Consider the following 11572-nt stretch of genomic DNA (forward strand, 5'->3'; position numbering starts at 1 on the left):
GCCCCTCCGCAGGACCGCCCGATTACGCATGCTGTTGGCCTTCACCCTGCCGTGGGTGGTGGCCCTTGCGCTGTCCCGGGCCGACGCGAGGCGCATGGACCCAGGCGCATGAGCTGTCGCGGCGCGCCGGGCGTGGGCGATGAAAACCGGGATGTCAGGACCGGGGTCGGTCACTCAGGCGGCAGGCGCCGGTCCTGGAGCCGGTGATCCTGTCGGCCGTCTATCCGCCAGATGTAAGCGTTCCGGGGGGCGGGCGTCATATCTCCGGAGCGGGCACGGCGCCCGTCTGTTCGTGGCAAGGCGCTATCGTGTCGATCACCTGGGCTGAAACGTGGAAACCCGGCTATGGGCCTCTGGTCCGGCAAGCCGACACCGTCACGCGGATCGAGGACATGGCGCAGCGTCTCGTGCGCCGAGGCGTCTGGCCGGACGAGGAGTCGGTCTACCGTCTGGTGGCCGCCGCCGATCGGCTGGCGAGCGCCGGCATGTGGCTGGTGGCGCACATGACCTATGTACGCCGGGTGGATCTGTCCGGAGCGCCCTTGCCGACGGAAGCCTTCAAGGACTTGCCGGAGGGCCATACCGGCGGCTCGCTGAACATGGTCCCGGCCTTCGTCGGCTATTTGCTGGCGAACGCCCTGTCCGGCGTCACGCGGTCCTGGATCATGGGCCAGGGGCACTGCGTGGCTGCGATCGAGGCGGTCAACGCGCTGACCGGCGATGTCTCTGCCCGGCAAAAGGGTCGGTACAGCCGCTCGGACGCCGGCCTGTCCCAGCTCGTTTCGGACTTCTACAGCTACGCCATTGGCGCCGACGGCCGGCCCGCCGCGCCGCTTGGCAGCCATGCCGGGCCGGACACGGCCGGGGCCGTCTCGGAGGGCGGCTATCTCGGGTTCGCCGAGCTCGAATATGTCCATATGCCGCTGGCCGGCGAGAGTCTGGTCGCCTTCCTCAGCGACGGCGCCTTCGAAGAGCAGCGCGGCTCCGACTGGTCGCCGCGATGGTGGCGGGCGGAGGACAGCGGCCTGGTGACGCCCCTCATGATCCTCAACGGGCGGCGCATAGAGGAGCGCACGGAGATCGCCCAGGACGGCGGCGCGGGCTGGCTCGAACGACACCTTCGTCTGAACGGTTTCGACCCGATCGAGATCGACGGTCACGATCCAGCCGCCGTGGCGTGGGCCATTCTCGACTCCGAGGAGCGATTGAAGCGCTTCACAGCGGATCCCGACCGGGCCTATCCGGCGCCATTGCCCTATGTGATCGCCCGGGCGGTCAAGGGGTTCGGCTTTCCCGGCGCCGGGACGAACCGCGCCCACAACCTGCCACTGGAGGGCGATCCCCGAACGGACGAGGGGGCGCGGGCGGCGTTCAACGCCGCGGCGGCGGCGCTGTTCGTGCAGGGAAGCGAGCTCGACGCCGCCCTGGGGGTTCTCACGACCCACGACCTGCAGCGCCGGCCTTTGGAAAGCCGCCATCCGGCCGCGCGGCGCGCGCCGCCGCCGCCCGTGCGGCCCATTCCGGACTGGTCGGACACGGCGAGGTCCCCGATGGAGGCGATCGACGCCTGGTTCGTGGAATTCGTCGACGCCAACCCGGGCCTGCGCGTCCGCCTCGGCAATCCCGACGAGCTTCGCAGCAATGGCATGGGACGGACGCTCGACCGGCTTGGCCACCGGGTGAACCGACCGGAACCCGGCGTTCCCGAGGCGATCGACGGGGCGGTGATCACCGCCCTCAATGAAGAAGCGGTGGCCGGCGCCGCGCTCGGCAACAAGGGCGGGCTCAATCTCATCGTCAGCTACGAAGCGTTTGCGGTGAAGATGCTGGGTCTCCTGCGCCAGGAGGTGATTTTCGCGCGCCATCAACGCGAGAGCGGCCAGGTCCCCGGATGGCTCGCCGTCCCGTTGCTGGCCACATCCCACACCTGGGAGAACGGCAAGAACGAACAGTCGCACCAGGATCCCACGCTCGCCGAGGCGCTGCTCGGGGAGATGTCCGATACCGCCCGGGTGCTGTTCCCGGTGGACGCCAACAGCGCCGTCGCCGCGCTCCGCGGGGTCTACGGCCGGCGCGGCGAGGTCGCCTGCCTGATCACGCCCAAACGGACGCTGCCGCAGGTGCTCGACGGGGCCGCGGCCCAGGATCTTTGGGAGCGGGGCGCGGCGCTCATCGCCGGGGACCTGGACAGGGCCGAGATCCAGATCGTTGCGGTCGGCGCCTATCAGGCGCGGGAGGCGCTGGCGGCGGCTGCGCGACTCACGCACCGCGGCCGCCACGCCTGTGTCACGGCTCTGCTCGAACCGGGACGATTCCGGGCCCCGAGGGACGAGATCGAGGCGGCGCACGTGGTCTCGGCCGAGGCGCTGGAAGCGCTCTTTCCCCAACGCCTGCCCCGTCTGATCCTCACCCACACCCGCCCGGAGCCGATGCTCGGACTGCTGCGCCGCCTCGACGGAGGGCCCGAGCGCACCCGGGCGCTCGGCTACCTCAGCCGTGGCGGGACGCTCGACACCCCCGGCATGCTGTTCGCCAACCGGTGCACCTGGGCTCACGCCGCGGTCGCCTGTGCGGACCTCCTCGGCGCCGACGCGGCCGACGTCCTGACACCCGGGGAGATGGCCGCCGTCCGCGGCGAAGCACACCCCCGCATCCTGCAAATCTCACCCCCGGAAGGATCTCCATCGTGATCAGTCTCACCAGCCTCGGCGGCGCCGGCACCGTCACCGGATCAAAACACCTGCTGGAGGCCGATGGCCGCCGCATCCTGATCGACTGCGGCCTTTTCCAGGGCCTCAAGACCCTGCGCGAACAGAACTGGGCCCCCCTCCAGGTCGAGCCCTCAAGCATCGACGCGGTGGTCCTGACCCACGCCCACCTGGACCACTCCGGCTACCTGCCGAAACTGGTGAAGGACGGTTTTCGCGGGCCCATCCTGGCCAGCGCCGCGACGCGGGATGTCGCGGAGATCATCCTGCGCGACAGCGGCCATATCCAGGAGAAGGACGCCGAACAGGCCAACCGCTACGGCTACGGCAAACACAAGCCGGCCTTGCCGCTCTATGGCGTGCACGACGCCGAACGCGCGGTGGAGCGCTTTACCCCGATCGCGTTCCACACGTCGGTCCAGCTGCCGGGCGGAGCCAGCCTGACGCTGCGGCGCGCCGGGCACATCCTCGGCGCGGCCACCGCCGAGGTGACCTGGAACGGGACGAAGATCCTGTTTTCCGGCGATCTCGGCCGCTACGGCGACGCCACCATGGTCGATCCCGAGCCGGTGGCGGAGGCCGACTATGTGGTCGTGGAATCGACCTATGGCGACCGGCTCCATGACCCCCAGGACCCCACGGAAGCCTTGGGCGAGATCATCGAACGCACCACCGCGCGCGGCGGGACCGTGGTCATTCCCACCTTCGCCGTCGGCCGGGCCCAGTCGCTGCTGTACCACATCTGGCGGCTGAAGCAGGCGGGGCGGATCGGCCTGACGCCGATCTATATGGACAGCCCCATGGCGATCAACGCCACCGACCTCCTGTGCGCGCACCTGGAGGACCATCGCATGCCGGCCGACGTGTGCGACGCCGCCTGCGGCATCGCCACCTATGTGCGCGATGTGGACGCCTCCAAGAAACTCACCGCCAGCCCCATGCCCAAGGTCATCCTTTCGGCCAGCGGCATGGCCACCGGCGGGCGGGTGCTCCACCATATCAAGGCCTTCGGCCCGGACCGGCGCAACACCATCCTGTTTTCAGGCTTCCAGGCGGCGGGAACCCGCGGGCGTTCGATGGTCGAGGGCGCCAAGGAGGTGAAGATTCACGGTCAGTGGGTTCAGGTCAAAGCGGAGGTGGCCAACCTGCCGATGCTCTCGGCCCACGCCGACTACGAGGAAATCCTGCGCTGGCTTTCCGGCCTCAAGCGACCGCCGCGCAAGACCTTCATCGTTCACGGCGAGCCCCATGCGGCGGACGCCCTGCGGGTCCGGATTCAGGACCGGCTCGGATGGGACTGCGTCATCCCGCAGATGATGGAGCGGCACGAGCTGTGAGCAAAGTGGTCAAGACTGCACCCCATGCGGCGGCGCCCCTCAAGGCGCGCCGCTTCGGCCTGTACGCCCAGCACGAGTCGATCGTGCTGATGCGGCGCGACTGCCACGTCTGCCGCTCCGAAGGCCTGTCGTCCCGCTCCCAGGTGGTGCTTTCGGCCGCCGGCCGGGAGGTCTACGCCACCCTGTACCAGATGGACGGCGACGTTCTCGGCCTCGACGAGGCGGCGCTCTCCGAAGAGGCCTGGCGGCAGTTGGCGGTGGCGCCGGGCGATCCCGTCGTCGTGCGACACGCTCCGGCCATCGACTCCATGTCCAGCGTTCGCCGCCGGATCTATGGAGCGCGGCTGGATGAGGCCGCGATCCGGGGTGTCGTCCAGGACGTGGCCGCCGGGCGATACACGCCGATCCATCTCGCGGCCTTTCTGACCGCGACATCGGTGCTGCCGATGGACGACGCCGAGACGGGGGCGCTGACCCGGGCCATGGTGGACGTCGGCGACCGCCTGAGCTGGCCGTCGGATATCGTCATGGACAAACACTGCATCGGCGGACTTCCCGGCAACCGCACGACGCCGATCGTCGTCGCCATCCTCGCCGCCTGCGGCCTGGTCACGCCCAAGACCTCCTCGCGGGCCATCACCTCGCCGGCCGGCACGGCCGACACCATGGAGACCCTGGCGCCGGTCGATCTCGATCTGCCCGCCATGCGCCGCGTGGTGGAAGCCGAGAACGGCTGCGTCGTCTGGGGCGGAGCTGTGAAGCTCAGCCCGGTCGACGACATCTTTATCCGCGTGGAGCGGGTCCTCGACGTCGACACCGAAGGCCAGCTGATCGCCTCGGTCCTGTCCAAGAAGATCGCGGCGGGTTCCACCCATGTGGTGCTGGACATTCCCGTCGGCGCCACCGCCAAGGTGCGGACGAGAGAGGCGGCCGCGAAGTTGGCGCAACGGCTCGTCGAGATCGCGGCCCGGTTCGACCTGAAGGCCCTCTGCGTTCAGACCGACGGGGAGCAGCCGGTCGGCGTCGGCATCGGCCCGGCGCTGGAAGCGCTTGATGTCCTGGCGGTGCTGCAGAACCGACCCGAAGCGCCGCAGGACCTGCGCCAGCGCGCCTGCCTGCTGGCGGGCGCCGCGCTCGAACTCGCCGGCGTGGCGAAAGCGGGTCTGGGCGCCGAAGCGGCCGAGGCTGTTCTCGCTGATGGTCGCGCCTGGGCGCGATTTGAGCGGATCTGCGAGGCGCAAGGGGGCATGCGCACACCGCCGGTCGCGGCCCAGCGGGCGCCCATCCAGGCGACCCGATCCGGCCGCGTCATCCTCATCAACAACCGCCAGGTCGCTACGCTGGCCAAGCTGGCTGGCGCGCCTGAACGCAAGGCCGCCGGCGTCCAGATGCAGGTGCGCCTGGGCACGGAAGTCTCAGCGGGCCAGCCATTGTTGACGGTGCACGCCGAGACGGCGGGCGAACTCGCCTATGCGCTCGACTATGCGGCGTCGCATGGCGATATGATCGATATCGAGGCCTGACCCGCCGTATCGACGGCTTGCCTCCACCGCGCCGCGAGGGCGCAGGGCTCCGGGCAGGCGCTGCAACGCGCCTGCATGCGTTCACGCAGCGCCGCCCGGGCGCGGTGGACCCGAACACCGATGTTGTTGGTGGTCAGCTGCATCTCGACGGCGATCACCTTCAGCGGCGTCTCCTGGAGCTCGGCGCGCCGCAGGAGCTGGGCGGTCTCCGGCCCCAGGTCGTCCAGTGCTCCCGCCAGGCATTGCAAAGCCCGGTCCAGACCCTCGGACGCGTCATCCCCGGCGGAACGAGGGAGCTCGGAGCGTATGGCCTCGTTCAGTCGGGTGCGGCTCGCATTGCGCCTGTAGCGGTCGAACAGGGCGTTGCGCAGCGCGATGCCAAGCCATGCGTCAATCTTGCCGGGGTTGGTCAGGCGTCTTGCACCCTGGGTGGCCTTCAGGGCGAACTCCTGCAGAACGTCCTCGGCGTCTTCCTGGGACCGGAGGCGTCGCCTGAGGAAACGCAAATGGCCGGCCCGGCCCGTCCGCAGCTGGAGTTCCACGAGCTGTTGGATGTCCTCGGGTCGGGCCGACGCCGGAACAAGGCCAAGCGGAGCGCGCGCCGTCCCGGGCGGGGTCGATATGGAGGCGTAATTCAGGCGCATCTGACAAATCCCGTCCTTCAACTTGAAAGCAGGATCGGTTCGGAAATGTCGGCCGGGATTGCGATAGATCAAACGGTCAGATCAAGAATATTTGCAGCCGATATTCCGAGGGATTGTCCTTTGCGGCGCGTATTGGCTCTGTGAGCGAGGCAGGGCCGTCCGGCGAAAGCTGAAACGAATCCTGCGGTCGTGTGGGGAGCGCCCTTCGGATGCCGCCGGCGCCAACCGCCGACCTGTAATGGGCGTAGGGAGCTTTGAGATCGGGACCCGAACGGAATATCAGAGGCGGGAAGGCGCCGGGGCCGCCCGGGAGCGCAGCCGCGGAATGAAGGCCGGCGTGGCCCGCCTGTAGGTTGCGTACTCCGGGCCGAAGCGGGCTTCGGTCTCGCGTTCCTCGCTCCTTGCCAGCCGCCAGTACATGAAGACCAGGACTGGGAACATGGCCAGGGTGAGAACCGTCGGCCACTGCAACAGGAAGCCGAACATCACCAGGACGAAGCCGACGTATTGCGGATGGCGGATGGACCGATAGGGTCCGCTGGCGGCCAATGCGCCTTCCTGCTGAGCGCGATAGAGCACCGGCCAGGCCGCGGAGATGAGCCAGAAGCCGCCGCCGATGAAGGCGAAGCTGAGGATGTGGAAGGGTCCGAAATGGGGGTTCGCCCTCCAGCCGAACATCGTCTCCAGGAGGTGGCCGGCGTCGTGCGACCACCAATCGACGCCGGGGAAGCGCGTTTGCAGCCAGCCGGACAGGAAATAGAGGGTGAGCGGAAAGCCGTACATCTCGGTGAAGAGCGCCACCAGGAAGGCGCTGAAGGCGCCGAACGAGCGCCAGTCCCGGCCCGTCCTCGGCTTGAAGAAGGTGAAGGCGAAAAAGATGAAGAGGACCGAGTTCAGGATGACCAGGGACCAGAGGCCGTAGGCTTGCGGTTCGGGCATGGGAACCTCGCTCAGGATTGGTGCGGACGGGAGGAATCGGCGGCCGAAGGGCCCGGCGGTCCCTGACGATGCCCGCGCCCATGACCGCCGTGCATGGTCATGTGCAGCAGCGGGCAGAGCAGGATCAGGAGGAACGGCAGCCAGCCGAGGAGATGAACACGATGCTCCCCGATGAGCAGATAGGCCAACCCTGCGCCGAAGGCTGCGAAGGTGAGGAGATTCAGGATGCGTCCTGGTCGGTTCGAAGCCATGGGGCTGAATCCTTTCGGGAGAGACTGAACATCGCTGCCTGTCAGACGCCGCCGGCGGCAAAGTATTACGCCGCGCCCGGATCGAGGGTGAGGGCGGCGAGGCGGCCGGCGCGGTCGAGTCTGTAACGGGCGAGGATTGGCTGCGTCAGGACGTGAACAGCACGCCCGGCGTGCGCCAGCCCGAGGTCAACGCCAGGATGCCGCCTGTCCTCGCCCTCAACGTCGGCTCCTCCACGGTCAAGTTCGGCGTGTTCGAAGCCGCCCGGGGACACCTTGCACCGGTGTTGCGGGGCCGGATCGAATCTAACGGCGCGGGTCGACGGCTCGTGAGCCAGGACGCCGCCGGCGGCGTCCTGTCCGAAACGCCCTGGGTCGCCGGGGGCGACGACGCGACGTCAGATCTGTTGCGTTGGGTGGAGGCGCGACTGGCCGGGCCCGTGGCCGCGGTCGGACATCGCGTGGTCCACGGCGGCCCCGACTTCAGCCAGGCGGTCGCCGCCTCCGAACCGGTTCTCGAGAGCCTTGAGGCCCTTGCCCCGCTTGCGCCCCTGCACCAGCAGCAAGGACTTGCGGGGGTCCGGGCGCTCCGCAAGGCGTGTCCCGATCTGCCTCAGGTCCTGACGTTCGATACCGCCTTCCATGGCGGTCACGAACCGGTGGCGGATCGGCTGGGTCTGCCCCGGCTCTGGGAAGCCAGAGGGCTTCGCCGCTACGGCTTCCACGGCCTGTCCTACGAATCCGTGGCCGGACAGCTCGCGGTGCTCGATCCGTCGATGGCTGAGGGACGCGTGGTTGCGGCCCATCTGGGTTCGGGCGCGAGCCTTTGCGCGCTGAGGAACGGCCGGAGCATCGACACCACCATGGGCGCCACGCCGCTCGACGGCCTGGTCATGGGCACGCGCTGTGGGAGCCTGGACCCTGGGGTGGTGCTCTATCTGCAGCAAGCCGGGGGCCTCGACGCCGCCGGATTGGTCGATCTGCTCTATCGGCGCTCCGGCCTGCTGGGCGTCTCGGGTCTCAGTGGCGACATGCGGGTTTTGCTGGAAAGCGACAGCCCGGCCGCGCGGGAGGCGGTCGATCTGTTCGTCTATCGGGCGGCGCGCGAGGTCGCGGCCCTGGCGGGGAGCCTGGAGGGTCTCGACGGTCTGGTCTTCACCGCGGGCATCGGCGAGAATTCGCCGCGGATCCGCGCGGAGACCTGCGCACGGCTCGCCTGGTTGGGGGTCGAACTCGACCCGGCCGCCAATCGTCGCGGTTCTGGACGCCTGAGCCCGGTCGGCGCTCCCGTCACCGTCCGGATGATCCGCACAGATGAAGAACGCGTGATCGCCCGCCACACGTCGCGGCTGCTCGGCCTTGACCGGTGACCCGGCGCGGTTCACGCCGGTTCGCCACCACAAGGAGGCCCGTTCATTGATGTCCGACCTGTCGCCCTCGGCCGGCTCCGTACGCGCAGACCAGCTGAACGGCGGCTGCTTCTGCGTGGGGGTGGATCAGACGGCCCTCGCGGCCGCGCTTGATCGTGAGACGGGGATCCCCGGATTTGCCGCGGACCTGGCGGAAACCCACCCCTGGCTGTTCGCGCGGTCCCCCGTCTTCCTGCCCGCGGAGACGCTCGACCGGATGATGGCCGTGGTCGCGGCCGCGGAAACGGCTGTAATGCTACCCGGCTATCGCGAAGCGGCGGCTGCATGGACGCCCCCGCTCGCACGTCGGGATCCCGGTCCCCGTGGCGTCTTCATGGGGTATGACTTCCACGTCACGCCGTCCGGCCCCAAGCTCATCGAGATCAACACCAACGCCGGAGGCGCCTTCCTGAACGCGGTTCTCGCCCGCTCGCAGCAGATCTGTTGCGCCGGCGTCGTCGCCGGTGTCGAAACGCCCGGACCCGCTGCGTTCCAGCAGCAGGTCGGCGAGATGTTCCGTAAAGAGTGGCGACTGCAAAACGGGAAAGGGACGCCCGCAACGGTGGCCATCCTCGATGATGATCCGCAGGCGCAGCCGCTTTACCCGGAGTTCAGGCTCGCCCAGGCCCAGCTTCGGGCGGCCGGCCTTGAAGCCCTTGTCGCGGACCCTCGCGATCTGACGATCGTAGGTGATGCGCTGATGCTCGGCGGCGTCCGGGTGGACATCGTCTACAATCGCCTCGTCGATTTTCTGCTGGAGCAGCCGACCCACGGGGTCCTGAGGCAGGCCTATGAGCGAGGCCTGGTGGTGGTCACGCCCAACCCCCACATCTATAGCCGCCTCGCGGACAAGCAGAACCTCACCCTGCTGTCCGACCCCGACAGCCTGCGCAGCTGGGGACTGGCGGCGGAGCCGGCCGCGGTTCTTGCGGCGGCCGTTCCCCGCACCATCCTCGTACGGCCGGAAAACGCCGCCGAGCTTTGGGCGGACCGGCGCAACTGGTTCTTCAAGCCGGCCCGGGGCCACGCCAGCAAGGCGGCCTACCGCGGCGACAAACTCACCCGGCGGGTCTGGGAAGAGATCAAGAACGCCACCTACGTCGCCCAGACCTATGCCGCTCCGGGGGAACGACGCATCCCGCCCGCCGCCGAGCCGGTCAGTCTGAAGGTCGATGTGCGCCTCTACACCTACGGGGGGAGGATGCTGCTCGCGGCCGCCCGGCTCTACCAGGGGCAGACCACCAACATGCGCACGCCGGGCGGTGGTTTCGCGCCGGTCCTCGTTCTGCCGGCAGCCGTGGCCAACATTGATGAGTGCCCCGGCGCCGTCAAACCGTCACCCGGCGCGGCCTGTCACGACCGTTCATAGGCGAAGACGGCCCTGACCGGATCATCACGCCGACCAGGGCGCGCCACGTGAAAGGTCAGCAGGTAGCGCCCGGGTCGCCGAAGCGAGACATAGCCGCCGTAGGTGGCGAAACCGTCCAGGGGCATGAGTTCCAGCGGCCCGGCTCCGGGCCCGGGGTTATGTGGCCCGCTGATGCTCAGGGACACCTCGGCGTCATCGATGCGCCGGTTTGTTGCGGCGTCGAACACAGCGAGCGTGACGTGATCGGTCCCCGAAGGCGGCCCCTCGTGCATCCGGGCCTCGGGGTGGGACCGGGGGTGGGCGGCCACGGTGGCGCTATCGACCACGCCGTACTCAAGTCGCAGCCCGTCAACGGTCTGGGATTGACCGTCAAAGGTCTGCGACTGGCCGTCCACGGTCTGCGAGGGGTCATGGGAGGGCTCGGCCTGGCAGGACGCCAGCGACAGCGCCCCAAAGACGCCCAGCAGGAACGGGCGCGCCCTGTGGCGCAAGGAATGGACGACAGACATCTTCCGGCCTTTTCGCGGTGATCTGAACTGAACGCTCATCGATGACTGACGCGCGCCCGCGCCCCGACATTACAAGGCTTCCGTCCCGCGCGGCCGGACGACCGCTTCGAACCCGCCTCTCCGGTGCAGGATGAGCCGGATTGCGGCTTCTGCCGGCGAAATGGATCGCCGCCAGGTCCACCACCCGCCGATCATCGAGCCGGACCGCGTGCTGCAGCACGTTTGTTTCACTGAGGCGGATCAATGGGCGTTATTCGCCGAGCACCCGTCCCGCCAGATTGTAGCAGTGGGCTATCAGCACGCCGAAAATTCCGCCCACGATGAAGGCGCACAGGCTGCCGATCCCCAGCGCCGCGACAGAACCCCCGGATTGGTCTGTCAGTTGCGTTGTGAACAGGCCGATGAAGGCGTCGGCTCCGGGCAGGCCCAGGGCGGCCCATATCCACCCCAGAACAAAGAGCCATAGCGTCGCGAATGCGCCCGTGCTCGCGACGCGAAGGACACGCAGGCGGGTGCGTCCCGGCAGGACTTTGGCTTCAGTCATGGCGATCCTCCTTGAGGCTGGTCGGGTCGGCGACAATCGTCGGCCCGTGCTGGCCATGACGCGCGGCGAGCCTGGAGTTTACGGGGCCGCCACCCGGCATCGACGAGGGTGAGGGTGAACGGTCGTGACACGGGCGCCATGACGACGCCAGTCAGTGGTTTTCCACTCGTGCTTCTCTTATCGGGTCTGCAACGGGCCCGTGACCCGCGCGGTAAGCGTCCCCCGATCCTGGGAGTCCCGAAAGCCCCATGGCCCTCCGTATCTAACCCCGACCCCAGCGCCGGTTCAGCCAGTTGTAGACGGGGCAAAAAACCAATCCGGCGTAGGCCCCGTAGAGAAAGC

General features: G+C 68.6%; 10 protein-coding genes. 5 read left to right on the forward strand and 5 right to left on the reverse strand.

Annotated elements, in window-relative coordinates; genetic code table 11:
- Positions 1-392: 392 nt before the first annotated feature.
- Genes Q0588_RS13155 through Q0588_RS13165 form a run of 3 tightly spaced genes read left to right on the forward strand, consistent with a single transcriptional unit; the run spans position 393 to position 5568 of the window.
- Positions 393-2690 carry a xylulose 5-phosphate 3-epimerase gene (locus tag Q0588_RS13155; protein ID WP_298746913.1) on the forward strand — a complete coding sequence of 766 codons (2298 nt, stop codon included), beginning with the start codon at positions 393-395 and terminating at the stop codon, positions 2688-2690.
- Positions 2687-4045: an MBL fold metallo-hydrolase gene (locus Q0588_RS13160; RefSeq protein ID WP_154725713.1), complete on the forward strand. Its 1359-nt coding sequence runs from the start codon at positions 2687-2689 to the stop codon at positions 4043-4045. The genes Q0588_RS13155 and Q0588_RS13160 overlap by 4 nt, the downstream gene beginning before the upstream one ends.
- Positions 4042-5568 (forward strand): thymidine phosphorylase family protein, encoded by a 1527-nt coding sequence (locus Q0588_RS13165; protein ID WP_298746917.1) that lies wholly within the window; start codon positions 4042-4044, stop codon positions 5566-5568. Before Q0588_RS13160 ends, Q0588_RS13165 begins: the two co-directional genes overlap by 4 nt.
- On the opposite strand, the gene Q0588_RS13170 is transcribed toward Q0588_RS13165, so the two are convergent.
- The 3 genes from Q0588_RS13170 to Q0588_RS13180 all read right to left on the reverse strand — a co-directional run bounded on the left by Q0588_RS13170 (position 5526) and on the right by Q0588_RS13180 (position 7402).
- Positions 5526-6110, reverse strand: coding sequence for a sigma-70 family RNA polymerase sigma factor (locus Q0588_RS13170; RefSeq protein ID WP_298746922.1), 585 nt, complete (start codon positions 6108-6110; stop codon positions 5526-5528). The genes Q0588_RS13165 and Q0588_RS13170 overlap by 43 nt on opposite strands.
- Before the next feature lie 381 nt (positions 6111-6491).
- Positions 6492-7151: an isoprenylcysteine carboxylmethyltransferase family protein gene (locus tag Q0588_RS13175; RefSeq protein ID WP_292072560.1), complete on the reverse strand. Its 660-nt coding sequence runs from the start codon at positions 7149-7151 to the stop codon at positions 6492-6494.
- A gap of 11 nt (positions 7152-7162) precedes the next feature.
- Complete coding sequence (locus tag Q0588_RS13180; protein ID WP_183197577.1) at positions 7163-7402, reverse strand: DUF2933 domain-containing protein; 240 nt, start codon at positions 7400-7402, stop codon at positions 7163-7165.
- 152 nt (positions 7403-7554) lie between these two features.
- Between Q0588_RS13180 and Q0588_RS13185 the strand changes: the two genes are divergently transcribed.
- Both Q0588_RS13185 and Q0588_RS13190 read left to right on the forward strand, forming a co-directional pair.
- Positions 7555-8769 (forward strand): acetate/propionate family kinase, encoded by a 1215-nt coding sequence (locus Q0588_RS13185; RefSeq protein WP_298746927.1) that lies wholly within the window; start codon positions 7555-7557, stop codon positions 8767-8769.
- A gap of 49 nt (positions 8770-8818) precedes the next feature.
- Complete coding sequence (locus Q0588_RS13190) at positions 8819-10177, forward strand: hypothetical protein (protein ID WP_298746930.1); 1359 nt, start codon at positions 8819-8821, stop codon at positions 10175-10177.
- Here the strand turns inward: Q0588_RS13190 and Q0588_RS13195 are convergent.
- Together Q0588_RS13195 and Q0588_RS13200 are read right to left on the reverse strand one after the other, a co-directional pair.
- Complete coding sequence (locus Q0588_RS13195; RefSeq protein ID WP_298746933.1) at positions 10162-10686, reverse strand: hypothetical protein; 525 nt, start codon at positions 10684-10686, stop codon at positions 10162-10164. The genes Q0588_RS13190 and Q0588_RS13195 overlap by 16 nt on opposite strands.
- 250 nt (positions 10687-10936) lie before the next feature.
- Positions 10937-11230, reverse strand: coding sequence for a hypothetical protein (locus Q0588_RS13200; protein WP_298746935.1), 294 nt, complete (start codon positions 11228-11230; stop codon positions 10937-10939).
- Between the last annotated feature and the right edge of the window lie 342 nt (positions 11231-11572).

This window comes from uncultured Brevundimonas sp., assembly GCF_937870815.1.
Classification (GTDB): Bacteria; Pseudomonadota; Alphaproteobacteria; order Caulobacterales; family Caulobacteraceae; genus Brevundimonas.

Excerpts from the sequence above, each read along its gene's own strand:
- Q0588_RS13180 (WP_183197577.1), bottom strand. The coding sequence starts at position 7,402 with ATGGCTTCGAACCGACCAGGACGCATCCTGAATCTCCTCACCTTCGCA.
- Q0588_RS13175 (WP_292072560.1), bottom strand. The coding sequence starts at position 7,151 with ATGCCCGAACCGCAAGCCTACGGCCTCTGGTCCCTGGTCATCCTGAAC.
- Q0588_RS13200 (WP_298746935.1), bottom strand. The coding sequence starts at position 11,230 with ATGACTGAAGCCAAAGTCCTGCCGGGACGCACCCGCCTGCGTGTCCTT.
- Q0588_RS13195 (WP_298746933.1), bottom strand. The coding sequence starts at position 10,686 with ATGTCTGTCGTCCATTCCTTGCGCCACAGGGCGCGCCCGTTCCTGCTG.
- Q0588_RS13190 (WP_298746930.1), top strand. The coding sequence starts at position 8,819 with ATGTCCGACCTGTCGCCCTCGGCCGGCTCCGTACGCGCAGACCAGCTG.
- Q0588_RS13155 (WP_298746913.1), top strand. The coding sequence starts at position 393 with ATGGCGCAGCGTCTCGTGCGCCGAGGCGTCTGGCCGGACGAGGAGTCG.